This window comes from Streptomyces sp. NPDC048504, assembly GCF_043200035.1.
Taxonomy (GTDB): Bacteria; Actinomycetota; Actinomycetes; order Streptomycetales; family Streptomycetaceae; genus Streptomyces.
In genome coordinates this window covers 174,031-195,582 of the sequence record NZ_JBICXA010000020.1, presented here as the reverse complement: position 1 = coordinate 195,582, position 21,552 = coordinate 174,031, and the positions used below count along the sequence as shown (strand labels likewise).

Annotated in this window: 32 protein-coding genes; 25 read left to right on the top strand and 7 right to left on the bottom strand. The window is 61.0% G+C overall.

All coding sequences use genetic code 11. The features are described 5' to 3' along the window. Positions 1–29: 29 nt before the first annotated feature. Positions 30–1,058 carry an LLM class flavin-dependent oxidoreductase gene (locus ACGFY9_RS40020; protein WP_393762651.1) on the top strand — a complete coding sequence of 343 codons (1,029 nt, stop codon included), beginning with the start codon at positions 30–32 and terminating at the stop codon, positions 1,056–1,058. Between the two features lie 78 nt (positions 1,059–1,136). Here ACGFY9_RS40020 and ACGFY9_RS40015 read toward each other — a convergent pair whose 3' ends face one another. Further along, positions 1,137–1,529 carry an SCO5389 family protein gene (locus tag ACGFY9_RS40015; RefSeq protein ID WP_019060740.1) on the bottom strand — a complete coding sequence of 131 codons (393 nt, stop codon included), beginning with the start codon at positions 1,527–1,529 and terminating at the stop codon, positions 1,137–1,139. Positions 1,530–1,837: 308 nt separating this feature from the next. Between ACGFY9_RS40015 and nucS the strand changes: the two genes are divergently transcribed. After that, positions 1,838–2,599: an endonuclease NucS gene (gene nucS / locus ACGFY9_RS40010; RefSeq protein WP_393762649.1), complete on the top strand. Its 762-nt coding sequence runs from the start codon at positions 1,838–1,840 to the stop codon at positions 2,597–2,599. 72 nt (positions 2,600–2,671) lie between these two features. Here nucS and ACGFY9_RS40005 read toward each other — a convergent pair whose 3' ends face one another. Both ACGFY9_RS40005 and ACGFY9_RS40000 read right to left on the bottom strand, forming a co-directional pair. Next, the gene (locus ACGFY9_RS40005) at positions 2,672–3,388 is read right to left on the bottom strand and encodes a 5-formyltetrahydrofolate cyclo-ligase (RefSeq protein ID WP_393762647.1); all 717 of its coding nucleotides are present in this window, start codon (positions 3,386–3,388) and stop codon (positions 2,672–2,674) included. A 17-nt stretch (positions 3,389–3,405) separates the two neighbouring features. After that, a complete protein-coding gene (locus tag ACGFY9_RS40000) occupies positions 3,406–4,572 on the bottom strand; it encodes a helix-turn-helix transcriptional regulator (protein ID WP_393762645.1) in 1,167 nt (388 codons plus the stop codon). Between the two features lie 216 nt (positions 4,573–4,788). Here ACGFY9_RS40000 and ACGFY9_RS39995 point away from each other — a divergent pair, with 216 nt between their 5' ends. The 9 genes from ACGFY9_RS39995 (at position 4,789) to ACGFY9_RS39955 (ending at position 11,312) form a co-directional block, all read left to right on the top strand. Beyond that, a complete protein-coding gene (locus ACGFY9_RS39995; RefSeq protein WP_393762643.1) occupies positions 4,789–5,118 on the top strand; it encodes a hypothetical protein in 330 nt (109 codons plus the stop codon). 41 nt (positions 5,119–5,159) lie between these two features. Further along, a complete protein-coding gene (locus ACGFY9_RS39990; RefSeq protein ID WP_393762641.1) occupies positions 5,160–5,489 on the top strand; it encodes a hypothetical protein in 330 nt (109 codons plus the stop codon). Then, positions 5,486–6,073 carry an ATP-binding protein gene (locus ACGFY9_RS39985; protein ID WP_393762639.1) on the top strand — a complete coding sequence of 196 codons (588 nt, stop codon included), beginning with the start codon at positions 5,486–5,488 and terminating at the stop codon, positions 6,071–6,073. Before ACGFY9_RS39990 ends, ACGFY9_RS39985 begins: the two co-directional genes overlap by 4 nt. 28 nt (positions 6,074–6,101) lie before the next feature. Beyond that, positions 6,102–6,449, top strand: coding sequence for a recombinase family protein (locus ACGFY9_RS39980; RefSeq protein ID WP_393762637.1), 348 nt, complete (start codon positions 6,102–6,104; stop codon positions 6,447–6,449). A gap of 26 nt (positions 6,450–6,475) precedes the next feature. Further along, on the top strand, positions 6,476–6,781 hold the full coding sequence (locus ACGFY9_RS39975) for a hypothetical protein (RefSeq protein ID WP_393762635.1): 306 nt from the start codon (positions 6,476–6,478) through the stop codon (positions 6,779–6,781). A 299-nt stretch (positions 6,782–7,080) separates the two neighbouring features. Further along, positions 7,081–8,676 carry an ATP-dependent endonuclease gene (locus ACGFY9_RS39970; protein WP_393762634.1) on the top strand — a complete coding sequence of 532 codons (1,596 nt, stop codon included), beginning with the start codon at positions 7,081–7,083 and terminating at the stop codon, positions 8,674–8,676. A 4-nt stretch (positions 8,677–8,680) separates the two neighbouring features. Beyond that, complete coding sequence (locus ACGFY9_RS39965) at positions 8,681–9,697, top strand: UvrD-helicase domain-containing protein (RefSeq protein ID WP_393762632.1); 1,017 nt, start codon at positions 8,681–8,683, stop codon at positions 9,695–9,697. A gap of 61 nt (positions 9,698–9,758) precedes the next feature. Then, entirely contained in the window at positions 9,759–10,769 is a 1,011-nt protein-coding gene (locus tag ACGFY9_RS39960; protein WP_393762630.1) for a hypothetical protein, read from the top strand. Positions 10,770–10,976: 207 nt separating this feature from the next. Further along, positions 10,977–11,312, top strand: a complete 336-nt coding sequence (locus ACGFY9_RS39955; RefSeq protein WP_393762766.1) for an Lsr2 family protein — start codon at positions 10,977–10,979, stop codon at positions 11,310–11,312. A 96-nt stretch (positions 11,313–11,408) separates the two neighbouring features. Here ACGFY9_RS39955 and ACGFY9_RS39950 read toward each other — a convergent pair whose 3' ends face one another. Next, positions 11,409–11,849, bottom strand: coding sequence for a hypothetical protein (locus ACGFY9_RS39950; protein ID WP_393762628.1), 441 nt, complete (start codon positions 11,847–11,849; stop codon positions 11,409–11,411). Positions 11,850–11,996: 147 nt separating this feature from the next. Continuing rightward, positions 11,997–12,713, bottom strand: coding sequence for a hypothetical protein (locus ACGFY9_RS39945; RefSeq protein WP_393762626.1), 717 nt, complete (start codon positions 12,711–12,713; stop codon positions 11,997–11,999). Between the two features lie 224 nt (positions 12,714–12,937). Between ACGFY9_RS39945 and ACGFY9_RS39940 the strand changes: the two genes are divergently transcribed. The 14 genes from ACGFY9_RS39940 (at position 12,938) to ACGFY9_RS39875 (ending at position 20,432) form a co-directional block, all read left to right on the top strand. Further along, the gene (locus ACGFY9_RS39940) at positions 12,938–13,258 is read left to right on the top strand and encodes a hypothetical protein (RefSeq protein ID WP_393762624.1); all 321 of its coding nucleotides are present in this window, start codon (positions 12,938–12,940) and stop codon (positions 13,256–13,258) included. Further along, positions 13,255–13,485 (top strand): hypothetical protein, encoded by a 231-nt coding sequence (locus tag ACGFY9_RS39935; protein WP_393762623.1) that lies wholly within the window; start codon positions 13,255–13,257, stop codon positions 13,483–13,485. The genes ACGFY9_RS39940 and ACGFY9_RS39935 overlap by 4 nt, the downstream gene beginning before the upstream one ends. 14 nt (positions 13,486–13,499) lie before the next feature. Then, the gene (locus ACGFY9_RS39930) at positions 13,500–13,760 is read left to right on the top strand and encodes a hypothetical protein (RefSeq protein ID WP_393762621.1); all 261 of its coding nucleotides are present in this window, start codon (positions 13,500–13,502) and stop codon (positions 13,758–13,760) included. After that, entirely contained in the window at positions 13,760–13,972 is a 213-nt protein-coding gene (locus ACGFY9_RS39925) for a hypothetical protein (protein WP_393762619.1), read from the top strand. Before ACGFY9_RS39930 ends, ACGFY9_RS39925 begins: the two co-directional genes overlap by 1 nt. Before the next feature lie 179 nt (positions 13,973–14,151). Continuing rightward, positions 14,152–14,310 (top strand): hypothetical protein, encoded by a 159-nt coding sequence (locus ACGFY9_RS39920; RefSeq protein ID WP_393762618.1) that lies wholly within the window; start codon positions 14,152–14,154, stop codon positions 14,308–14,310. Between the two features lie 15 nt (positions 14,311–14,325). Further along, positions 14,326–16,509: a type IV secretory system conjugative DNA transfer family protein gene (locus ACGFY9_RS39915; RefSeq protein ID WP_393762616.1), complete on the top strand. Its 2,184-nt coding sequence runs from the start codon at positions 14,326–14,328 to the stop codon at positions 16,507–16,509. Between the two features lie 6 nt (positions 16,510–16,515). Next, positions 16,516–16,758, top strand: coding sequence for a hypothetical protein (locus tag ACGFY9_RS39910; RefSeq protein WP_393762615.1), 243 nt, complete (start codon positions 16,516–16,518; stop codon positions 16,756–16,758). Between the two features lie 116 nt (positions 16,759–16,874). Further along, positions 16,875–17,555: a replication-relaxation family protein gene (locus tag ACGFY9_RS39905; protein ID WP_393762613.1), complete on the top strand. Its 681-nt coding sequence runs from the start codon at positions 16,875–16,877 to the stop codon at positions 17,553–17,555. Positions 17,556–17,857: 302 nt separating this feature from the next. After that, on the top strand, positions 17,858–18,226 hold the full coding sequence (locus ACGFY9_RS39900; protein ID WP_393762611.1) for a hypothetical protein: 369 nt from the start codon (positions 17,858–17,860) through the stop codon (positions 18,224–18,226). After that, complete coding sequence (locus ACGFY9_RS39895; protein ID WP_393762609.1) at positions 18,223–18,513, top strand: hypothetical protein; 291 nt, start codon at positions 18,223–18,225, stop codon at positions 18,511–18,513. Before ACGFY9_RS39900 ends, ACGFY9_RS39895 begins: the two co-directional genes overlap by 4 nt. Then, positions 18,510–18,758 carry a hypothetical protein gene (locus ACGFY9_RS39890; protein ID WP_393762607.1) on the top strand — a complete coding sequence of 83 codons (249 nt, stop codon included), beginning with the start codon at positions 18,510–18,512 and terminating at the stop codon, positions 18,756–18,758. The genes ACGFY9_RS39895 and ACGFY9_RS39890 overlap by 4 nt, the downstream gene beginning before the upstream one ends. Further along, a complete protein-coding gene (locus ACGFY9_RS39885; RefSeq protein ID WP_393762605.1) occupies positions 18,755–18,961 on the top strand; it encodes a hypothetical protein in 207 nt (68 codons plus the stop codon). The genes ACGFY9_RS39890 and ACGFY9_RS39885 overlap by 4 nt, the downstream gene beginning before the upstream one ends. 199 nt (positions 18,962–19,160) lie before the next feature. Next, a complete protein-coding gene (locus ACGFY9_RS39880; RefSeq protein WP_393762603.1) occupies positions 19,161–19,550 on the top strand; it encodes a hypothetical protein in 390 nt (129 codons plus the stop codon). Further along, complete coding sequence (locus tag ACGFY9_RS39875) at positions 19,551–20,432, top strand: transposase (protein ID WP_393762601.1); 882 nt, start codon at positions 19,551–19,553, stop codon at positions 20,430–20,432. 357 nt (positions 20,433–20,789) lie between these two features. Here the strand turns inward: ACGFY9_RS39875 and ACGFY9_RS39870 are convergent, their stop codons facing one another. Continuing rightward, positions 20,790–21,044, bottom strand: coding sequence for a hypothetical protein (locus tag ACGFY9_RS39870; protein WP_393762599.1), 255 nt, complete (start codon positions 21,042–21,044; stop codon positions 20,790–20,792). Then, positions 21,041–21,361, bottom strand: a complete 321-nt coding sequence (locus ACGFY9_RS39865) for a hypothetical protein (RefSeq protein ID WP_393762597.1) — start codon at positions 21,359–21,361, stop codon at positions 21,041–21,043. The genes ACGFY9_RS39870 and ACGFY9_RS39865 overlap by 4 nt, the downstream gene beginning before the upstream one ends. Positions 21,362–21,552 lie beyond the last annotated feature (191 nt).

The following is a 21,552-nucleotide window of genomic DNA, read 5'->3' as shown; positions in this document are numbered from 1 at the left end:
GTGTCGGAGCCAAGGAAGCAGGAAAAGCCATGCGCGTCGGAAGTTTTGTGTTGGCGGCCCAGTTCCCGGGGCAGGGCCAGGGGGAGGCCCTGCACCGCGCGGTCCGCTCGGTGGAGGTCGCGGAGGAGGCCGGTCTCGACACGGCCTGGCTGGCCGAGCACCATTTCGTGCCCTACGGCACCTGCCCGTCCGCGGTCACCCTGGCCGCGTTACTGCTGGGCCGCACCCAGCGCATCCGCGTCGGCACCGCGGTCAGCGTGCTGCCCACCGTCCACCCGGTCGCCCTCGGCGAACAGGCCGCGCTGCTGCACGTGACGAGCGGGGGGCGCTTCTCGCTGGGCGTGGGGCGCGGCGGGCCGTGGGTCGACCTGGAGGTGTTCGGCTCGGGTCTCGCCGCGTACGAACAGGGGTTCCCGGAATCACTCGATCTGCTGATGCGCTGGCTGCGCGAGCCGTCGGTCGCGGGCACCGGGGACCGCTTCGCGTTCCGTGAAGTGCCCGTCGTACCAAGGCCGTCGGAGGCGCTGTCGGACGCGCCGGGCCCCGAGGTCGTCGTCGCGTGCACCTCGCCCGCGAGCGTGCGGCTGGCAGCCGAGCGGGGCCTGCCGATGCTCCTCGGCATGCATGTCGGGGACGAGGAGAAAGCGGAAATGGTCGCCCTGTGGCGGCAGTTGGCCCGGGCGGCCGGGCGGCCGGCGGAGGAGATCCGGGGGGTGGCCCATGTGTCGGCCGGTGTCTGCCAGATCGCGGACAAGCGTGCCGACGCCGTGGAGGCCCTGGTGAAGGCGATGCCGGGCTGGCTGAAGCAGGGGCTCGACGCCCATGTGACGGTGGACGACCGCGAGCGCCGGATGCGCGACCCGCTCGCGTACACCGAACTCCTCTGCGGGCTGCACCCGGTGGGCACCCCGCGTCTGTGCGTCGACCGGCTCGCGGCGACCTCGGAGCGGACCGGCATCTCCCGCTTCGCGCTGCTCGTCGAGGGGTCCGGGGACCTCGCGGCGACCGAGGAGAACGTACGGCGGCTCGGAGCCGAGGTGCTCCCCCACCTCGGCTGAGCGAACCGCGGGGAGCTTGCCGCCCCGTACAGAGCACCTCCCGCGCACGGAGCGGCAAGCAGTGCGCTGTCCGCCGCGTCAGCAGTCCCTGAACTCCGGGGACTGGTTCAGCAGCTGACTGCGCACCGAGGTGAAGCGGGCCAGCGTCTCGTCGACCGAGCCGTCCAGCGGGAACACTGCCACCCGGTGGCAGTTCTGGAAGGCAAGGCGTACACCGAAGTGCCGCTGCAGCGCGCCGCGTATCGCGTCACTCGCGAGCGCACGCAGCAACTGACCGCGTGCCTGCTCGTCCGGCGGCGGCGTCTGGTTGTCGGCGAACGCACCGCCGTCGACCTTCAGCTGAGCCACCAGGGAGCTGATCATCTCCCATGCGTAAGGCAGGGAGGTCCGGACGCAGTCGACGAATTCAGCTTCGTCGACCTCGCCTCGCTCGGCCTTTTCGAGTAGGGCCGGTGAGACGTCGAGCGACATGGGTTCTCCTCTCGCACCCCCAACGCGCGGGGGTTGCCGGACAGGTAAGGGAGTTCGCGATGACGAACACGCTGCGTACATGTCTCGCGACCTCCCGCTTATACGGTAGGCAACGGAGGGTGGCGGCACCAGGAGAATGCGTACATAGGGAACTCCCAATGGGCCCACAATCGGCCAAGAATGAACAACGGGCGTCACGGATCTTCCAGGACAACAGGGGCGGCCCGTAGGGCCTCGTTCGAGGGTGGTGGTGGGAGACGGGTGGGCGAATCGCGTGCACCCTCGCCCGTCGAGTAGCGTTGCCGACCATGCGTCTCGTCATTGCCCGGTGTTCCGTGGACTACGCGGGCCGGCTCACCGCCCACCTCCCCTCCGCCCCCCGCCTCATCCTGGTGAAGGCGGACGGCAGCGTCTCGATCCACGCGGACGACCGGGCCTACAAGCCCCTCAACTGGATGTCTCCGCCCTGCACGCTGAAGGAGGGTTCCGGGGACCCTGAAGATCCCGCAGGCGTCTGGACCGTCATCAACAAGGCGGGCGAGAAGCTCATCATCACGATGGAGCAGATCCTCCACGACTCCTCGCACGAACTCGGCGTGGACCCCGGCCTGATCAAGGACGGCGTGGAAGCGCACCTCCAGGAGCTGCTCGCCGACCGCATCGACACCCTCGGCGAGGGCTACACGCTGATCCGCCGCGAGTACATGACGGCCATCGGCCCGGTCGACATCCTGTGCCGGGACGCCGAGGGCCAGACCGTCGCGATCGAGATCAAGCGGCGCGGCGAGATCGACGGGTCGGAGTCGAAGGAAGGTACCGCTTCCTCCAAGCCTAGGCACTGGGCTGTGGAGATCAAGAGGCGTGCCACGATCGACGCTGTGGAGCAGCTCACGCGGTACCTGGAGTTCCTGAACCGCGACACGACGATTGCGCCCGTCGGGGGCATCCTCGCAGCTCAGAGCATCGCGCCGCAGGCCCGGACGCTTGCCGAGGATCGCGGCATGCGGTGTGTCGTCCTTGATTACGACGAGCTTCGCGGCATCGACAACAAGGAAGATCGGCTGTTCTAAGCCTGACGATCTTGCATGCAAAGAGCGCCCGACCACGGGGGGAGTCGGGCGCTCTTTGATTTGGGAGTCTAGCTACGCCTGGTGACGCGCTGCCAGCACCGGAATCTGGGCAATCTTCTCAGCAGTGAGGTCGTTCCACACCAACCCCGGCGGCCGGCGCCGATTGGTGCAGGGGATCACGTCGTCGGGTGTGACGATGTAGTCCACAGAGAAATCGTGCTCGGTCTCCGGGATGTCGTCGTCGACAACCTGAAGCGCGTGAACCGGTGCGACGATCACGGTCTGGTCCGTAACGAGGCCCGCCTCGATCAAGAGCGCAACCTCAAGGTCGGAGTACCCGGCGCCCTTGCCGATGCGCGCTCCGGATCGATTCACGGCGACACTGCCGCACACCACCACGTCGATAGGTTCCATCGACTCAGTGCTCAGCCGGCGGGCGACTTGAGCCGCGCCCTTCTTCTCGGCAGCTTCCTCGGGCGGAAGTGCGAGGTTCTTGGGGTCAAGCAGATAGAAGGGTTCGAGCGACGCCATACGCGGCACGGCCATGTAGACGCGCTTGCCGTCCTTGAGGGCACGAACCCTGACGGGAAGCTGTGCCCAGTCGGGGTTGGCCTTCACGGTGCTCGCTCGCTGCCAGAAGTCTTGACCGGCAAGTTGCTCAGCCGTGCCCTCGGCGCCGTAGAAGCCAGGAATCTTGCCGTACGAATCAGCAGGCGCACCGCCACCGTCGATGAGACGACGCCATACCTTCTCGCGTAGCTCCCGCTTAGCCTGGTCGATGTCGTTCACGTGCAACCCCGCCCTACTTAGATCGCTGCCATCAACGCCAGCAGCCGATCGTTGATCTCCTGTGCCCACGGCTCCTGTCGCCACTGCCGAAGCTCGCGCCCAGCAGAGAACGCCAGGTTAAGACCGCCGCCGCCCCGAGTCAGCTCCACGGCATCAATCGTCCGGTGCATGGCCGCTGCCGCTTCGTCGAGCTTGCCTTGCCGGATAAGGGCCAAGGTCAGGTTGCCGAGCGCGATGGCCTGAGATTTCTTCTTCGCGGCGAGCGCCCGCGTGGTCATGCGGAGGATGGGTTCTGCGCGTTCGGGCAGCCCCAGGAACAGGTAACACGAGCCAGCGAGCCGGTTGTACTCGTTGATCGTGTAGTACGGCGCGGCGACGTCATCGGGGTGAGCGCGGTCGAACTGATCCTCGGCCTTCTTCAGCGCTGCTTCGCACTCGGTGGTCGCGCCGGTCATGGCGTGCCCTTCGGCAACGTGAAGAAGGCTCAATCCAGTGAGTGAGGGACTGACCAATGTGGCGACGTCGGCTGCCTGCTGGGCGAGCGTGGCTCCTCGCCGGGGGTTCTTCTCGCCGTACAGCGCCACGTAGGACATTCGCAGCGTCGCGTACGCCTCGATGGATGGATCGCGGACGTGGCGAGCAGCGTCGACCGCCTCTTGAAAGTAGCCAAGGGGTGCGTGGTGGTCGCGACGTTGACTGACGTCCCATACCAACTGCCCCATGAACGTTGCTGAGTCGGCTTCGACTTCGTAGAGCGCTCGTCGTACGCGCGGATTGCCCGCGTTCTCCCGGAGGAACTTCACCTGACCGTGCAGTTGTCCGGCGCGACCAAGCAGGCTGGTGGATGCCTCTTGGTCGTACGACTCATCCAGTTGCCGCAGCCGCTCGTGAAGGTAGGCAACAACCATCAGGTCGACGGAGGAGGGATTCTCCAGGGCGTGCGTCATGCGCTCGCTGGGGTGATCGTCAGTGACCACGATGTCGTCGAGCAGCGCTTGAAGCTCCTCGGTATTCACCTTGAGCGCGCGTGCCAGTTTTGGCCGTAACCATGCTTGAGGCTCGGTCTCGGCACTTTCCCAGCGACCTACCGTGGAACGCTCGACGCTAAGGTGTTCGGCCAGTCCCTCTTGGGTGAAGCCTGCCGACTTCCGGCGCCTGGCGAGGCGTATGCGCTTCGCTGCCATCGCCCATCCTCTCGGGTGTGGGGCGAGGTAACACCGTAGCGGTTCGTGGGGCATTCGTGCAGGCCAGGGCGTGAAACGCCGCACGGATGCGGCATGTGTGCCGCACGTTTGCTGTGGTGTCTTTGCAGGTCAGACCGCTTGTCTGGCGGACAGGTTGGCGAGTGATGCAGTCGGTGACGTCACTCGCCAGCCGTTCCAGTCCCCCAGGAGGAACGGATGCCCCCTGCCATGTACGGGTTCATGCGGCTAACACCAAGCGATGACGGCCAAGACGAAAACGAGGCAATCCGGCGCGAGTTGGAGATCCACGCCAGCCGCGAAGGCTTCGCCTTGGAGCGGCTGTTCATCGAACGACTCGGTTCCGAAGAGGAATCGGCGTTCTTCACGCTCGTCGACGCACTGAAGACCACTGAGGTCAAGCACGTCATCGTGCCGTCGCTCTGGCACTTCGCCCGGCTGCCTGGACTGCAAGCAGCCATGCGCGAGCACATCGAGAAGGAACTCGGCGCGCGGCTGTGGATCGTGCAGGGGGTGAAGACACGGTGACCACACCCGCCCCACTGTGTGTTGGATATCTGCGGCTTCGGATGTCAGACGACGACCAGCCTGAACAGCAGCACATCGCGAACATGGCGGCCTTCGCCGAACGCGAGGGTCTTGCACTGTCGATGGTGTTCGTCGAGAAGCGGTGGCAACGGACGCTCGCCCTCAACGCTCTGATGGCCTACTGCCAGGGTCACGACATCCGCCACGTGATCGTGCCGACCAGCGAGCACCTGAACCAGTTTCCGATGCTGTCGGAGATTTCCAAGGAAGTGCTTGAGCAGGACATCGGTGGTCAGGTTTGGATCGTCGCCCCGATGGAGGAGCCGTCGTCGTACCCGCCGACCGGGACGAAGAACGGCGGCGACCGATGAACGCGACGGCTTCCGACGTAAGGACGCTGCATGTGGCCCGGCTGCACCTTGTGACTGCCGCTTCAGCCGTAGCGGTAGCGCGCGAGTTCGTCCACCTGACGCTGCGGCACTGGAAGCTGGACGACTACGCCGCCGATGTCGCACTCATGATGTCCGAGCTGGTCAGTAACGCCGTGAAGGCGACGGGCTTCTACGACCGACAGCCGATGCCCTGGGAAATTACGGCTCAGCACGTCATGGCCATACAGCTCCGAGCCGTTGGCGATGAACTCTACGTCGAGGTGTGGGACCGCAGCCTGGATGAACCGGTGAAACAACACGTCACCGCGGATGCTGAGGGTGGACGCGGACTTCACCTCGTCGAGGCGCTGGCCATGAAGTGGGGTGTCTACCGACCGCCGGCCGGAGGCAAGATCGTGTGGGCCTTGCTCACGACGACCCAGCTCCCGAATCCCGCCCTTGATGGTTCCACGCTTGAACTGCGCGTGCCGGATGACCTCAAGCCGCAGGACGGCCCCACTAAGAACAAGGCGTCCATCGCCATGATGCAGCGCGTCCTTGATGGCCTCCGCCAACTCCTCTGACCGGCACGTGACACGAGTAGGTATCAAGATGACTGAAAGCCCGACCGCTTACGGGTACATGCGCGTGCCGAAGGACGCCAGCGACAACGAGGTGCGGGCGCTGGAAGAACAGATCGAGAGCTACGCCCAGCGCTGCGGCTTTGATCTGCGCGGCATCCATGAAGAGCACGACGGTGTGCTCATGCTCGACCTGATGGCGCGAACCGTGCAGGAAGACAACGTCAAGCACGTCATCGTGCCGTCGCTGGAAAACTTGAGCACCCACCTGGCTGTGCAGGTCGTCATGGTCCAGATGATCCACGCAGCGGGCGCTGCACTGCACAACGTCAGCGCTGCCGCTGGTGACGCCGACGATTCACGGGCAGGCGACCAATGACCAGTGGTCTACGGGCACTCGGGTACATGCGGCTGCGCAAGCACGACAGCGAGCAAGATCTGACGATCATCGAGGGTCAGATGCGCACCTACGCCGAAGCGCATGGTCTACGACTGGTCGACACCTTCTATGAGGACGAACCCGGCATCACACCGTATCGGCTGATCCGCCGACTCATCCGTGACGACATCCACCATGTGATCGTGCCGTCCCTCGTGCAGATCACGGAGCACCCACTGATGGCGCTTCTGATCGCAGAGGCGATCTCGGATGATGCCGGGGCGACGGTGTACGAAGCGAGCGAGGCCTACGAGCAGGTCGACGCCAGATGAGCCCTCACTTACCTCGCACGCGAAGACGCCGCCTTGATCCTTTGATCTGGGTGGCGTCTTGCTGCGTAGTAGACGAGTGGCCCAAGTGACACCCGACTTGCGATTCGCACTCATGTTCCAAAAGGGCAGGTATCACTAAGAAGTTTGTCGGTTCTACTCCTGTAACTGTCGTGGCGACTGTTACGATCCTCGCCACTTGTTCGAAGGCACAGCGGTGGGGACGCGAGCGACGGAGCGATTCTGTCGATTGAGTTTATGCTCGCCTTTGAACGATGAAAGATTTAAAATGGGGGATATATATGCTTTCAAAAATCGTCATTCAGAACTACCGCGCGTTTCGCAATTTCAAGCTTGATTTCGATCCCAAGATGAACATCTTGGTGGGCGACAATGACGCAGGTAAGTCGACGATTTTGGAAGCGATCAGCCTTGCACTCACGGGCAGGCTGCGAGGTCGCCTCCTTGCTCAAGACCTCTCGCCCTACCTGTTCCATAAGGAGGCTGCCGACGAATACATCGCGGCCCTGCAAGATGATCGAGAAGCAAGGCCACCCGAGATCATCATTGATCTCTTTCTCGACAGCAAGACGGCGCCTGCCGAGCTGATGGGAACGAACAACCTTCTGAGGATTAACGAGCCGGGTGTGCGTATTCGCGTTGCACTCAACCCGGACTACGAACCCGAGTACAAGGAGTTCATCAAGGACCCGAATCAGGTTCGATTGATTCCCACGGAGTATTACAAGGTTGACTGGCTGGCCTTCTCGGGGAATGGCATCACCTTCCGTAGCATCCCCGCCACGGCCTCCCTGATCGACGCTTCTAACATCCATCTTCAGAGTGGTGTCGACTACTACCTAAATGGCATCATCAACTCGCACCTTGCGCCGGACGAGCGTGTAAAGCTGACGCGCGCCTATCGCAGCCTCCGTGAAAATTTTGCAGCGGATGACTCAATCGTAAAGATCAATGAGAAACTGCGTGGCGCTCCCAGTGACGTAAGTGACCGCGAGCTGACACTTGGAATCGACGTGTCACAGAAGTCGAGCTGGGAAAGCAGTATCGTTCCGCACCTCGACGAGCTGCCCTTTCAGTATGTCGGCAAGGGAGAGCAGAGCACGCTCAAGATCCTCCTTGCTCTCAACAAGAAGGTGGAAGACGCTCACATCGTTCTCGTTGAGGAACCCGAGAACCACCTGTCATTCTCGAACTTGGGCAAGCTGGTGAAAAAGATCAGCGACAAGTGCGAGGGTAAGCAGGTCTTCATTACCACACACAGCTCCTACGTACTGAACAAGCTTGGGCTCGAAAAGCTCGTCCTGCTTTCAGCGACGGAGGGCTTCCGGCTCGACAGCCTCCCAGTTGACACACAAGACTACTTCCGCAAGCTTTCGGGCTACGACACCCTGCGCCTTGTGCTTGCTCGACGGTCAATTCTTGTAGAAGGGCCGTCCGATGAACTCATTGTCCAGCGGGCCTACAAAGACGTTCATGGTTGCCTGCCCATTGAAGACGGCGTAGACGTAATCAGCGTTCGCGGACTGGCATTTCGTCGGTTCCTGGATATCGCGTCACTCACCGGCAATGTGGTCGCCGTCGTGAGGGACAACGACGGCACAGAAGCCGCAGAGGTCCAGCGAAAGTACGCCGCTCACACTGCCTTCCCGAACATCTCTGTTCACGTGGGACAGGATAAGGCGTACAAGACCCTTGAGCCGCAGCTTCTAAAGGCGAACGGTCTCGCCGCAATGAACACCATCCTCGGGGAGAATTTCACTTCCGAAGCAGACCTGCTTGAGCATATGGAGGACCGGAAGACAACCTGTGCTCTAACGATTTTCTCCAGCGACCAGACCATCAACATGCCGGAGTACATCAGGGATGCAGTCGCCTAATAATTTGGCCGTCATCGCGGCGGCCGGCTCGCGGAAGACCCAGCACATCATCGACTGCGTCGTTGCTGATCCGAGTAAGCGCGTGTTGGTGACGACCTATACCAACGAGAACCTGCACCAGATAGTGAACCGACTGAGCACAGGTACTGGGGTACTTCCAGGCCACGTCACGGTCATGGGTTGGTTCACCTTTCTCCTCAATGAATGCGCCCGCCCATATCAGAGTTTCGTCCTCGGCAAAACGGGGATGATGGGTGGGCTAAACTTCGTAGGTCAGCGTTCAAGGTACATCCCGAAGAGTAAACCCGAGCAGTACTACCTAGACCGCAGTAAGGCCGCCTATAGGGATGGCGTTTCTGCCTTTTCCTTCGAGGCCAACCGACTGAGCAAGGGTATGGTCGTCGACCGGCTCTCGCGAATGTACGACCACATCTACATTGATGAAATCCAGGACATGGCAGGGTACGACCTGGAACTCCTAGACCTGCTGATGAAGTCGCCGATTGCCGTCACTGTTGTTGGTGACCCCCGCCAGGCCACCTTCGTGACCAACAACGCCGCCAAGAACAAGCAGTTCAAGGGAAGCGGAATCGTCGAGTGGTTGGGCAAGCGAGCTGACCTGTGCCTTGTCGAAAACCGTGTAGAAAGCTACCGCTGCAATCAAGAAATTTGCGACTTCGCGGATGACCTGTACCCGGACCTTGCGCGAACGGTTTCCAAGAACACCGAAATCACCGGGCACGATGGAATCTTCGCGATTAAGAAGTCGCAGGTGCGTGAGTACGCCGAACAGTATGCACCGGTCGTGCTTCGCTACAACAAGAACTCTGATACGTGTGGGTTGGAGGCGATGAACATGGGCACCTCGAAGGGAAGTACCTTCGACAGGGTCCTCATCTTCCCGACGGTTCCCATGGGCAAGTACTACAAGACGAGGGACCCCGGTCAAGCCGGGGACAGGGCGAAGCTCTACGTCGCGGTGACACGGGCCAAGTACAGTACGACGTTCGTCATGCCGTGAGGCTGCCTCCTACCACTGAAATCTGATGGAGGCTGTCATACCCGACGACTACCGTTGATCCATGACGGAAGACCAGCGCGCACCGATCGCCAGACGCACACCGCTTGATCCCTACAGTTCAAGCGCGCCGCATCTGGTCGGCATCGTGGACACCAACGCGCTGTTGAGCAGTATCGAGAACGACTGCCGTAAGGGGTTCCGGTCGCGGCTGCTGCGGATGAGCGATGACGGCACTGCCACTCTCTACGCTGCCGACCACGTCCTTGATGAGACGTACGAACACCTCCCGAGGATGGCCAAGCGCGGCCTGGTGCCGCTCGACACCCTCCGTGCCCACTTTGAAGCCGAGTACCTACCGGCGCTGCGGTTCGTCACGATGTCGGACATCGACGGCCCGGACGAACAGGTAGCGGCGATCACCGACACTGACGACGTGCCAACAGGATGGTTGGCCAAGCTCATTTCACCGTGCGTCGTGTTCTCAGATGACAAGCACCTGAAGAGGCCTGGGTTCGCCCCGAAGGACTGGCAACGAGCGGCGAAGTCCGTCCTCGACATTGCCGAAGGCATGAGGGACCAGGCCATCACGGTGAACGCAGCCGCTCTTCCGGCCAGGGGCGCAGTGGGGTTGGTCAAGCTCCTGGGACGCCAGACCGGCATTTCCCCGTGGGCTGTTGCGGCTGTTGTCCTCGGTGGTGGCGCGCTACTCCTTAAGCAGTCCGACAGGAGGAAGGCTGCTGCTTCGTTCGCCGTCAAGGCACTCGAAGTGGTCGGCACCAAACTGGAAGTGGCAACGGCGCAGGAGCGACGGGGTGTCGAGAAGCTGCGCGAGGTCATCCTTGCTGCATCACTGCGACCGACGATCCGGCAGCAAGTCGCCATCGCCTTGGCGCGGCAGACTGAACCGCTGCTGGCCGCCGAGGTACACGAGCTGATCTACGGGCACTTCCCGGACGAGCCGGCAGTCGGCGTCCAAGCCGTACGGGCGGTGCTGGAAGAAGGCTCGGAGTTCGTGCGAGTTCAGCGCTACCGATGGCAGCTTGGGCGCGAGGTCGCTCCGCGGCCGTCTTGACGCGTCCGACCTAGGGCAGGCCGGCCGCAGCCTCATGGTCGGGCGCCCTTAACGAGCACTCGCAGAACCGAAGAACATCTCGCGACTGGCAAATGAGGCCTGCCACGATAATTTCCGACCGCGTTGCGGCTGTAGTTGCTGCACTGATAAGAAGTCAGCAACATCAGTACGTTGTTCACCTGGAACCCGACGAAGGACGAAGCCACGATGGCGCAGCAAACAATTATCCAACTGCTTGATGACCTCGACGGGTCCGAGGCTTCCGAGACGATCGTGTTTGGTCTCGACGGTAGGACATACGAGATCGACCTGAACGAGAAGAACGCAACCAAGCTGCGCAAGGCCCTGGCCCCGTACACCGACAAGGGCAGGAAGCTGAACCAGGCGCGTGGTGGTAAGCGCGGAGGTGCGGGGCGGGCTGCTGACAGCGGTGACACTGCGCAAATCCGCGCGTGGGCGAAGGAGAACGGCTACGACGTGAACGACCGTGGCCGCGTTCCGGCGGAAATCAAGGAGGCGTACGCGAAGGCCAAGGTCGCGTAGCGCTGGACAACCACGTGAACCGCAGAAATGAAGAACACCCCGCGACCGACCAGCGGACACGGGGTGTTCATCGCTGGTGTTGCGGGGTGAGTGAGCCTAGGGCTCTTCGGTGTAGCGGAAGGCTGCGTTCGGATCAGGGTCCGGATCGGCTATCAACTGGACGTAGCCGTCTTCCAGGTCGTGTCCGTAGAGGGAGACGAGATACAGCCTGGCGCGTGATCCCGCCGGAATCGGGTTGAACCCCGATTCGATGACCCTGCCCTCGAAGTACCAGTCCGGATGATCGGCCTCGTCGTCTTCGACGTACCGTGCTGTGACCGTCTCGACAGTGATTGCGAGGGTCGCGCCGCCCATCTCGAAGCTCAAGCATTTTCTGTTGATACGTGTACTGCCGTACTGCGCTTCCTTGAGGTCGTCGACTGATGACGCGCGCGGGTTGAACATATAGATGACGGGTTGACCGGGAATGAAACCCTGACGCACGAACCCGTCGTACAGCCTGTCGCCGGGAGAGTACGCAGCTATTTCGCCTGCCATGACACACCTCTTGATCGATTCGGATGGAACACACCACCAGCTGGAAGTGAGTGGGTGGGGTGTCGCATTCGAAGACAGAGGCAATAGTGCAATCGCCGGTGAAATCACGGCAATCTGTACTTATTTAAACATGAAACACCATTTCAGTCAATCCCTTGCATCTTCATCAAGAAATTCTTCCCACTTATTCGTGGGTTGGTATTGGTCATCAATGAATCGTGCCTTCCACGCCGCTGCGTCCCCCTCGCTTCCAATGCGCTCAACGAGCGCATACAGCTTGGCTCTCCATTCCTCTCGATCTCGGGCCTGCGCATCTTCAACTGCCCAGTGACGATTTAGCAATTTCCGATACCAAGAGCGTCGAAAGATTGTCTTGTATAGGGGCTCGCGAGTGGGCTCATTACTCCGAAGCAGCTCCAGGCGCGCAAGGAAGAGCACCAGGAATTCAAGATCAGCTAGCCGCGTCGCCATCGAGGTGGCGTGGTCTATCTCGTTTTGCTTCTCAGCCTCCGTCAGTTGAGGCGACTCCTCGATGATGAACCGGGCGACCTCCAGAAGTCCGTCGTCCTCGCGACGGGGGATGGTCCGTTCGCTCATCGGCATCAGCTTGAGTGCATCGGCTCGGCGGCCCTTTAGATGCCGGTGATGTCCGCCTTCGATGCCGAAGGCGTAGCGCACGGCGATGCGTTGCTCGCGGTCGTGGATGCGATCCACCATCTCGATCAGCTTCTTCTTGCGCTCGCCGTGCGTCTCACCGGCGATGTGCAGGTTGAGCAACGTCTGCTCGCGGAGGCGCGGTTCTGTCAGGCCCGTACCAACACGAAGAGCCTTCAGCTCGGCAAGAAGCTCCTCATCAAGGCTCACTTTGGCATCCCCCTGGCATCTGCCTGTCATCCCCGTTGGCATCCCAGTGTCACCCACGGCGGCAACTGCCTGCGTCGCAGTCGGCAGTTCGCCGTCATCAGGCCGTCATGCCACCGGGACGTTAGCAGCTAGATCGCTGGACTCAAGAGGTACGTCCCGGTTCATCTGGATCGCAGCGAACGATCCGATGACCGCCGCAACAGCGGCAGAAGGAGACGACCAACATGAGCGACCTCAGTAGGTACGAGGGTGGCAGCAGTCGAGCTGCTGCGCGTCGGTCTTCCCGTGCAATGCAGCAGATTCAGCAGCGGGGTGAACTCGATCTGGCCCAGCTCATCAGCAGCGGCAGGCAGTACGAGGCCCGCGCGATGATCCGTCGTCGTCTCACCGAGGACGGCATGGTCGACATCGCCGACGTGTACGCAGAGGCCCGGCGGCTTGCTGGCGATGACCTTGGCCTCGCCTCGGTACTGGTTCCGATCGTCAAGGAATTCGCGCGCAGCACGGGCCAGGACATCCGCGAGTTCGGCCAGTTCTTCTCATGAACCCCGGCTATCTCACACTCGCGGGTCTCCTCCTGGTCGCCTTCGCCATCCTGGGCGGCTGCTACCTGCACGACAAGGTCGAGGAGAAGCGAGAGGCCGAGCGCCAGCAGCAGCGGCTTTACGACGCTGCCAGGGAAAAAGAAACCGCCATGCGTGTCCGCAAGTACAACACCATGCACGCGATGCGCCGAACGGCTCGGCGGCATCGTCAGGAAGGTCGGTACTGAAAATGATCCAAGCTATGACCGAAGGGCAGCTGTCCGCGCTGGGCGGCTTCTACCTCCTGGTGCTGCTCGTCCTCTTCATCGGGGCGTGCGTGTTCGTCAACCGGTTCTTCGGTGACCGCATCCGCTACAACCAGCGGCGGCGTCAGGTCGAAGCGTCCATGCACCGCGACGCGTTCGACCGTCGGATTGCCGAAGACGTGGCGGACGAGTGGAGGTATGACTCTCGGAGCTACCGCCAAGACGTCCGCGACTACGACGACCGGCGCGGGCACTGATGGAGACCTACAACCTGATCGTGCTCATCATCAGCGCCACGATCGTTGGGCTGGGTGCCCCCTTTATCGCCTACGTGGTGATCCAGGAGAAGCGCGAGGAACGCCGTCGGGCACCGCGTAGCCCCGAAGAGATTTACATCGGGATGCGTGAGCGCAAGCACGACACGATGCGCCGGATGCGGGACGTTGCCCGCAACTACCGCCGCCCCTGAAATCGGCCCGGCTATCCCACGCTGACGCCACCCGTAGGAGAAGACAGCCAAAGACGTTTGGCCAGTGTCACTCCTGCCAGGCATTAAGCGCGCGGAGGGGCCGGGCCGTTGTGTGCCTCCATCTACCGCACGCCGGCCACGTCCTCTTGGTCGGCAGCACCATCCAGAGAGGTTTCGCTATGAGGAAGGCCCGAAGTTTTCTGCTCACGCTGCTGCTGGCAGCCTTCACGATCCACGTGCTGTGGCTCGCGATACAACCGCTCATCCCGTACGTCGTAAGTGCGCTCGCCATTCTGCTCGTGCTCGGCTTCGTCTACTACCGCTTCACCCGCTGGTAGAAGGAGGCACGCCAGATGACGACCGATGCAAACGACGTCGCTTCCTTCTCGCTGACGTTCCCCTCGGACCTGAACGCCGACCATGCCACGGCGTGGCTTACTGCCGTACACGGCATCCTCACCACGGGTACGCGGCGGCTGCTGGGTGTGTCCGTCTTCGTGTTGGAAGTCGAGGCCACGGAAGCGGGCATCCAACACCGGCTGCATGTGCCGCAGGGACTCGCCGACTATGCGGCCGGGCAACTGCGCTCGCTCATCCCTGGTTCTACGGTGACGCCGGCGGGCGAGGATGAACCCCGGCACCAGTGGACGGCCGCGGTCGAGCTGAGTGTCAGCGATTCTCGCCGCAGCCTGGCCGTGAAGAATCCCGTCGCTCTCAGCACGAGCCTGCTGACGACCATGCAGGGACTCACCGGCAGCGAAGCTGTCACGCTCCAATGGGTGCTGTCCCCGGCACCTGGACAGCGGCCTCCTCGCCCCGTCAATGAACACGCCTTGGCCGGGCGGTTCTTCGGGGGCGGTATCGACCGCGACCAGATCAACGACCAGCGGGCGAAGCTGAGCGAACCAAACTTCCTCGGGGTGCTGCGCCTGGCGGTGAAGGCGAACGATCCAGCACGAGCCAAGCAGCTCCTTGGACGGATGCGGGCCAGCCTCCGCAGCAGTGGCAGCAGTGCCAGCTACTTCAAGCGCCGAATGGTGCCCGAGGGCGCGGTAATCCGACGCGTGAGGCAGGCCGCAGCACCGACATTGTTTCCGGCTCGGGTGTCCAGCTCGGAACTGGTGGGACTGCTCGCCTGGCCGATCGGGTCGCCGTACGTCGCCGGACTTCCGCAGGGGCGCACGCGCCAGCTGGTCCCTGTCGGCACGATTTCCCGCACCGGGCGGATACTCGCTCGGTCCAACTTTCCAGGGGCGGAACGTCCCTTGGCACTGTCTCCGCTGGAATCGACGTGGCACCTGCAAGTCGTCGGGCCGACGTCGAGCGGGAAAACGGCCCTGCTCACCAACTGCCTTTCGCAGGACATGCACGCCGGGCGCGGCGTCGTGCTCATCGAGAGCAAGGGCGATCTGTTCACGGCCGCGCTGGAACGGGTGCCGGAGTCCCGGATGGATGACGTGATCCTCCTGGACGTGAGCGACACGGCGTATCCGGTCGGTTGGAATATCCTCTCGGGGTCGCCCTACGTGGCAGCCGCCGAAATCCAGCGGCTGTTTGACCACCTGTACCCGCAGGATGCCCGAGGGGTGCGCGTCCGCCAAGGGTTCTACCACCTGATCCTGACGCTCATGTTGTCGGCAGGGGCATCCTCCCCGATGACGTTTGCGGACATTGGGCCGCTGGCCGTACCGAGGCCGAACCAAGAAGCGTTCTCGCGCCGCCTGGTCGAAGGCGTCGGGCACATCGAGGACCTGGCCGCGTGGTGGCAAGGACTTGGGGATACCCGCACGCGGGCGATGACTTTCCAACCCATCCTTGACCGCATTTGGCAGCTCAACAACCGGCCGAGCATCCGGAACATTATTGGACAGTCACGGAGCACGATCGACATGCACCGAGTGCTCCGGGAAAAGAAAATCCTGCTCGTCAACCTGGGACGCGCGACAGAAGGTAGGGACACAGCTGGGCTGTTGGGCTCGCTGCTGCTGAATGCCGTGTGGAGTGCGGTGCAGGCCGGGGCGACGACTCCCGAGCGACCCACCATGCTGTACCTCGATGAGTTCCAGGATTTTGTGGGGCTGCCGATTGCGCCTGCCGACATGTTCGCCCAGGCGCGCAGTCGGGGCCTCGCGATGACCGTGGCACACCAATACCTCAACCAGTTGCCGCGTGAACTGCAAGACGCCACCCAGAACAACGCGCGTTCGACGGTGGTGTTTCAAACCTCCGCCGACGAAGCCCGTTCGTTTGCCCGGCAGTTCGGCCGCAGCGTCAAGGACGAGGACTTTCTCAATTTGCGCCGCTTCGAGGTCTTGATGCGCCTCGCCACAAGTGACGGGGTGAGCACGCCCGTAAGCGGCGTGACGCTGCCGCCCGTAGAGCCGACTGGTTTTGCCGCCGAAGTCCGGCGACGGTCGCGGGAGAAATACGCCCGGCCGGTTGCCGAGGTGGAAGCGGAGATTTCAGCGCGTCGGAACGATCCGCCGGCCTCGGGTGGTTCTACCCGGCGCCCGCGGTTCGGTGGACCGAGGGGATAAGGACAGATGCGCAGTATCCAAGGAGTGCTCTCGGAAGTCGCGTACCTGGAACGCAGTTGTCAGTACGTCAAGAAAAAACTGGACGACGTCGACAAGGCTGCCGGAGCCATTACAGAAATGACCAGCATCCAAGAATCCGGCATCGAGGCGGCCACCAGGGATATGACTGCCCTCATTGGGCATCACCTCGAAACCGCAGCACGCTACGCCGAAGAGTGGAAAAACCACGTCGAGAACATCGCGGGGTAGGACAACCCCGTAGGCCAGGGGTGGGCGAACCATAGGCGGACGCCCACCCCTGTACGGCCACTCACCAGCGGCAACAGCAGCTTGCACGACATGACTACCCGTGGAGCACACCCACTATGGAACTGACACCCCGCGACCTGGAAGTGCTGGGGTTGGTTGGACGGTTTACCCAGCTGGCTTCTTCTCATCTGACGGAACTTGTTTTTGCTGATCGTTCGCACACGGTTCCAGACAAAGTGCTCGGGCGGTTGGTGCGGAGCGGCTACCTTTCCCGCGTCGGCCGCCGTGCCAGTGGCGACAAAGGCGGCGCGGGCGCGTTCGTGTACCAGCTCGGCCGGTTTGGGCGGGCACTGCTGGACATCGAGGGGCGGGCATCGTCCACAGTCAATAACCACGCCCTGATGGTTGCCGATACGTACATGGAACTGCGACGAGCTGAAAGCGCGGGCGTCCTCGTTGTGAATGACTGGGCGGTTGAAAAGCTCGTGCCGCCGTCGGTACGTGCTGATCTGTTCGTGGCGCTGGACTTCCCGCAGCAAAGCCATAGCGGTTCGTATTTTCTTGAGATCGACATGGGATCCGAAGCACCAAAGCGCATCCGTGAAAAGATCGCCGGGTACTGGCGCGCGGTCGAAACGAGCACCGCCGACTACTTTCCGTTCGTGGTGTTTGTGGTCAAGCACGAGGCACGTAAGCGCGAGCTGGCGCGTGTTTTCCGGCAGTTGGCAGAGGAGCGGCAAGAGATGGTGCGGGTGTGCTCGCTGAGTGAGCTAATACCCGCGCTTATGCGGCTCTGAACTGCGTTGACTTTTCTACACCGATAACAGGGGTGGAAAGTATTGAATAACAGGGGTGGATTGTTTATAATAAAGACATAAAGTAAAGGTCCCGCGTGCGGCAGGACCAGTACAGGTTTCGGCTAGTCAAAGTAGCCAAAACCATTGCTATTAATAGCACCTCCTGCCGCATTTGGCAAGGAGGTTATTTTTTACCCAGACGAAGACGACAACAAGAAACCACAATAAAAGCAAACGTAAGTAGCGCCGGAAGCTCAACCGCCTCACGGGGTCGGTTTCCTATGGTGCAAGGAAAATAATCCATGACAGATCGAGAGAGGAGCTGCGAGGCGCGTATTGCCGAGGAGCTAAAGAATACCAACGCTTATCTTGTAAGCACGTATCAAGAGATAGACCAAGCCAACCAGGCCGAGGATTACGAGAAACAGGAGGAGTTAGAAGAGAGCGTAACCCCGTACGGTGTCAGTGTCGTGCGCACAGTTCGGCTTGTGTTATCTGGCGGAGGGCCGTCATCTTGGCTCGACGTTGAACTAGAACATGAAACCAACGAACCCGCACAGGTGACGTACCACTTTGCCGACTGGTTCGACCACGCTGAAATGTCCGTTACCCAAGAAGAAGCGCCGGGACTTTGGCGAATGGCTGAGCAGTACGCGGAGATAGCGGCATGAGGATTCAGAACGTCGCCAACAAGATTGAAGCGTTGGGTGGTAAGTGCCAGATCGGCACATCCCCACGTGAAGATAACCGCCACGTCGTTCGGCTCATAGGTAAGCTCGGTCGTTACGACATCGAGGCCGTTGATTACAACTCGCCGTCGTCGATGGCTGCTGACGCGGATGTGTCGGTGATTATGTACCGGCGTGAGGACGAGAGCGCCGAAAGCCCCTGGCTGTTTCACCGCACGATCGGATCGCTTGAACAGCTCGTATCGAAGAACGCAAAGGGGGTGATATGAGCGACCAACAGCAACCATGCATGCGCGAAGGCTTAAGAATCGTCCTGAACGAACCCCACTACTGGGGAGTGCAAGATAACGGCCAAGCTGACTTCGACGACTACGAAGGAAGCAGTGGCGAGTCTACGGACTTTGATAGCTACTACTGTGACAACTGCGGCGAGTTCTTTACGAAGGCCGAGGAACGTTCTGACGCTTGGCTGGCAGCGCTCGATCACCTGCCGAAGCAGGAAGCCACGACATGAGCGCACGCTTCAAGGTGGTCGACAACCACGTCGTGGACACCTGGGGTGGCGTCATCGTGGCCGAGCTGGACAAGCCCCGTAAGCGCGGCCGATCAGGAAAACGTCTGTCGATGACAGTACGTCGCCAGATAGACGCGAACATCGCCGCAGCGGCCGGGGTCGTCCTTGGCTGCTGGCTTCCCTTCGCGCACTGGCCTCTGTAGGTCGGTGCCGCCAGCGTCGGCGGCCTCGTGGCGCTTGGTCGATACGACCTCCCGCTCTCCGCCGGCGCGAGCTGGGTTGTCTGCTTCTACGAGTGCCCGCGGTGGCGTCGTGGTCGAGCACATCCAAGCGCCACCAGCCGCACGCACCCCATGCTGTTCATGCTCGACGAAATAGAGGAATAATGAGAAAATGAGGAATATGGGAAAGCTATCTCACAGCAGCACAATCAACTACCTGAGAAAAATTTTCGATGACGCGACAGCGGATTACGTGGATATAGAGACTGTCTACCGCAATCTTGATCTCGATGAGAGTAACCCTAAGGATCGCGATAAGCTTTATGAATGGTTAAAATCGATGAAAGAGCGGGGGTTGGTCAAAAGGGAGTATACGGAACGGAAAAGATTCAAAGGGCTACACCTCACATCTACAGGTCATTCGGTCGTACGTGATAGAAGCGGCGAGAAGGCAATAAGCAAAGAGGCGCGTCTTGCTAGATGGCGGGCTGACGCCGAAATACTACAAACCCAGTATCCAGAGCTTGAAATTTTTTACGATATGCGGCTACGTAAAAGTGGAAGTCGCTAGATGGAATCAGATAAACCAGAAGAGGGATGGGACCCGTATGAACTCCTAGCTAGCTACCTTGAACCGCAGTTTGGCGATATCTACGAGAAGTCCGATACGGGTGAAATTCAGGGGTGGTCCGAAGAGCTGCGAGAAGCAGTCATTCACTACCTGGAATACGAGCTCCCAGGGGATGTGGCTGCGGTCCTTTTTGAGCATGACCCCGGGGCGCTAGAAGACCCAAAGATAAAACGCGCGGCGATAGATGACGTGATCAAAAGCAGCCAGCCGTGGGATGTTGCCCTCGACGTTGCCTGTGACGCCATAAGAGCCGTACCTACGCTCGATCAACTAATTGGTCATCTTGATACGTGGCCGAGTGAAAATGAAAGATGGCATGCTGATGTATGGCTCGAAGGCCATGACACTGACTATGAACTAAGCGATTTAGCCAAGCAGCTGGATCTGGCAGCAAGAGGACGGACGGCTTATGACCTCACTCATGACTATGAGCCGCAAGAGCTGTTGAAAGCGTGGCACGACGCGGTTGGTCCAGCATCGAGCGACCTCACCGATGACGAATGGCAACTACTCAATCAAGCCTTGCCACCGGATACCCCAGGCATGGTGAAGGAGCGAGGAATAGCAAGTACACGCCGAGAGGTCAACGGCATGTTGTACCGACTCGCCCACCAGACAAAATGGGATCAGGTGCCACGCAGGTACGGCAACGCTTCGTCCATTCAATTCCGGGCCAGCATCTATAAGAAGAAGGGAGTCTATGCCCGCACGCTCGCTGCCCTCGATGGTCAGCCTGGTGCCGAACGCTTGGTTGAATGGCTGTGGCACGTCGAAGGCGGACGACCCACCACGAGCGATCAGCGCGACGACTCTGCCGCGTAGGTTCCGCCCACCAAGTTGCCTCCGCCGGCATCTGTTGGGTCCGCTCGTTCTACTGCTGTCCGCGGTGCCGTCGTGGTCGAGCCGTTCCAGACGCCGCCAGGTGCACGGGTAGCTGTGGTCGATCCAGACGGCGTGGCCGGCTGCGGGTTGATGGGAGGTGTCACCGCGACGAGGTGGCTGCTGCTGATGCCCGCATCCTCGACGGCCGCGACCTCGCACTGGAACCGTCCGATCCAATCGCACGCCGGCGGGAACGGTAGGTCGAGCCGATCCAGGCCGCAGACACAACAGCACCCCGTGGCCACAAGAGCTGACGGGGTGTTTTCATGAACCGCTGTGCGGGGCTTGTCGTCGGGATCAACGGTCGTCTGGCTTGCGCCTGACATAGACGGTCACGGGTTGGCTGCTGTAGTTCTGGACGAGCAGCACCACACGGATGGAGCCGTCCGCCATGCGCTGGTCGTGCCGCACCCACGTCACGAGGTCATAGCCGTCCGCATCGTCTGCAATATCGAGTTCGGGGATGAGCTCTTCCGTCTCGTATTCACCAACCACAATGCGGCCTGGGTCGCTCGGTGGGATGACCTCGGAAGCTAACAGATCAGCACTCATAACCGATGAACCTCAACGTTCACGGTCTTGTTGCTGCGGTTGGCAACGTGCAGAACAAGCTCGTACTCGTCATATTCCGCGCTGAGCTTGGTGATCTGTGCATCAACGTCCTTCGGGTCATGGTTGGGCGTTACTTCAGGATAGAAACCAATAGGTGGCTCGTCATCCGTGAAGTCACCCAGTGAGATGTGATCCTTCGTCTTTGGCGGAACCTCGAACATCATAATGGGGCGGCTTTCCTGATCAGGCTTTGGTTGGAGGAGCTGTGACGCTTCGGACTCTCTTCGGGGCACCGGTACTGGTAGCTTATTGTTCATAATCCATCTTCCTTTGACTTTAAGTGCGGAATGTTTCAAAGAAGGCGCAAATTAGTGTATATTATGTGTAGGTAATGCGCGCTCAGCTTAAAACTCCACTTTTTGCGGTTAAGGCGTATAATTGCCTTAGAAGTACAAACAGCAATACCCGCCGTTTCGTGGGTAGCAAAAGCGCTATGCTACTTAAAACT

What these genes read in the sequence shown, in the direction of transcription:
- ACGFY9_RS40000 (WP_393762645.1), bottom strand. Translation starts at nt 4,572, where the DNA reads ATGGCAGCGAAGCGCATACGCCTCGCCAGGCGCCGGAAGTCGGCAGGC.
- ACGFY9_RS39925 (WP_393762619.1), top strand. Translation starts at nt 13,760, where the DNA reads ATGGAGACCTACAACCTGATCGTGCTCATCATCAGCGCCACGATCGTT.
- nucS (WP_393762649.1), top strand. Translation starts at nt 1,838, where the DNA reads ATGCGTCTCGTCATTGCCCGGTGTTCCGTGGACTACGCGGGCCGGCTC.
- ACGFY9_RS39950 (WP_393762628.1), bottom strand. Translation starts at nt 11,849, where the DNA reads ATGGCAGGCGAAATAGCTGCGTACTCTCCCGGCGACAGGCTGTACGAC.
- ACGFY9_RS39865 (WP_393762597.1), bottom strand. Translation starts at nt 21,361, where the DNA reads ATGAACAATAAGCTACCAGTACCGGTGCCCCGAAGAGAGTCCGAAGCG.
- ACGFY9_RS39940 (WP_393762624.1), top strand. Translation starts at nt 12,938, where the DNA reads ATGAGCGACCTCAGTAGGTACGAGGGTGGCAGCAGTCGAGCTGCTGCG.
- ACGFY9_RS39990 (WP_393762641.1), top strand. Translation starts at nt 5,160, where the DNA reads ATGTCAGACGACGACCAGCCTGAACAGCAGCACATCGCGAACATGGCG.
- ACGFY9_RS39930 (WP_393762621.1), top strand. Translation starts at nt 13,500, where the DNA reads ATGACCGAAGGGCAGCTGTCCGCGCTGGGCGGCTTCTACCTCCTGGTG.
- ACGFY9_RS39875 (WP_393762601.1), top strand. Translation starts at nt 19,551, where the DNA reads ATGGAATCAGATAAACCAGAAGAGGGATGGGACCCGTATGAACTCCTA.
- ACGFY9_RS39995 (WP_393762643.1), top strand. Translation starts at nt 4,789, where the DNA reads ATGCCCCCTGCCATGTACGGGTTCATGCGGCTAACACCAAGCGATGAC.
- ACGFY9_RS39935 (WP_393762623.1), top strand. Translation starts at nt 13,255, where the DNA reads ATGAACCCCGGCTATCTCACACTCGCGGGTCTCCTCCTGGTCGCCTTC.
- ACGFY9_RS39955 (WP_393762766.1), top strand. Translation starts at nt 10,977, where the DNA reads ATGGCGCAGCAAACAATTATCCAACTGCTTGATGACCTCGACGGGTCC.
- ACGFY9_RS39970 (WP_393762634.1), top strand. Translation starts at nt 7,081, where the DNA reads ATGCTTTCAAAAATCGTCATTCAGAACTACCGCGCGTTTCGCAATTTC.
- ACGFY9_RS39885 (WP_393762605.1), top strand. Translation starts at nt 18,755, where the DNA reads ATGAGCGCACGCTTCAAGGTGGTCGACAACCACGTCGTGGACACCTGG.
- ACGFY9_RS39910 (WP_393762615.1), top strand. Translation starts at nt 16,516, where the DNA reads ATGCGCAGTATCCAAGGAGTGCTCTCGGAAGTCGCGTACCTGGAACGC.
- ACGFY9_RS39980 (WP_393762637.1), top strand. Translation starts at nt 6,102, where the DNA reads ATGACTGAAAGCCCGACCGCTTACGGGTACATGCGCGTGCCGAAGGAC.
- ACGFY9_RS39985 (WP_393762639.1), top strand. Translation starts at nt 5,486, where the DNA reads ATGAACGCGACGGCTTCCGACGTAAGGACGCTGCATGTGGCCCGGCTG.
- ACGFY9_RS39900 (WP_393762611.1), top strand. Translation starts at nt 17,858, where the DNA reads ATGACAGATCGAGAGAGGAGCTGCGAGGCGCGTATTGCCGAGGAGCTA.
- ACGFY9_RS39890 (WP_393762607.1), top strand. Translation starts at nt 18,510, where the DNA reads ATGAGCGACCAACAGCAACCATGCATGCGCGAAGGCTTAAGAATCGTC.
- ACGFY9_RS39895 (WP_393762609.1), top strand. Translation starts at nt 18,223, where the DNA reads ATGAGGATTCAGAACGTCGCCAACAAGATTGAAGCGTTGGGTGGTAAG.
- ACGFY9_RS39880 (WP_393762603.1), top strand. Translation starts at nt 19,161, where the DNA reads ATGGGAAAGCTATCTCACAGCAGCACAATCAACTACCTGAGAAAAATT.
- ACGFY9_RS39870 (WP_393762599.1), bottom strand. Translation starts at nt 21,044, where the DNA reads ATGAGTGCTGATCTGTTAGCTTCCGAGGTCATCCCACCGAGCGACCCA.
- ACGFY9_RS39905 (WP_393762613.1), top strand. Translation starts at nt 16,875, where the DNA reads ATGGAACTGACACCCCGCGACCTGGAAGTGCTGGGGTTGGTTGGACGG.
- ACGFY9_RS39920 (WP_393762618.1), top strand. Translation starts at nt 14,152, where the DNA reads ATGAGGAAGGCCCGAAGTTTTCTGCTCACGCTGCTGCTGGCAGCCTTC.
- ACGFY9_RS39975 (WP_393762635.1), top strand. Translation starts at nt 6,476, where the DNA reads ATGCGGCTGCGCAAGCACGACAGCGAGCAAGATCTGACGATCATCGAG.
- ACGFY9_RS40015 (WP_019060740.1), bottom strand. Translation starts at nt 1,529, where the DNA reads ATGTCGCTCGACGTCTCACCGGCCCTACTCGAAAAGGCCGAGCGAGGC.
- ACGFY9_RS40020 (WP_393762651.1), top strand. Translation starts at nt 30, where the DNA reads ATGCGCGTCGGAAGTTTTGTGTTGGCGGCCCAGTTCCCGGGGCAGGGC.
- ACGFY9_RS39915 (WP_393762616.1), top strand. Translation starts at nt 14,326, where the DNA reads ATGACGACCGATGCAAACGACGTCGCTTCCTTCTCGCTGACGTTCCCC.
- ACGFY9_RS39960 (WP_393762630.1), top strand. Translation starts at nt 9,759, where the DNA reads ATGACGGAAGACCAGCGCGCACCGATCGCCAGACGCACACCGCTTGAT.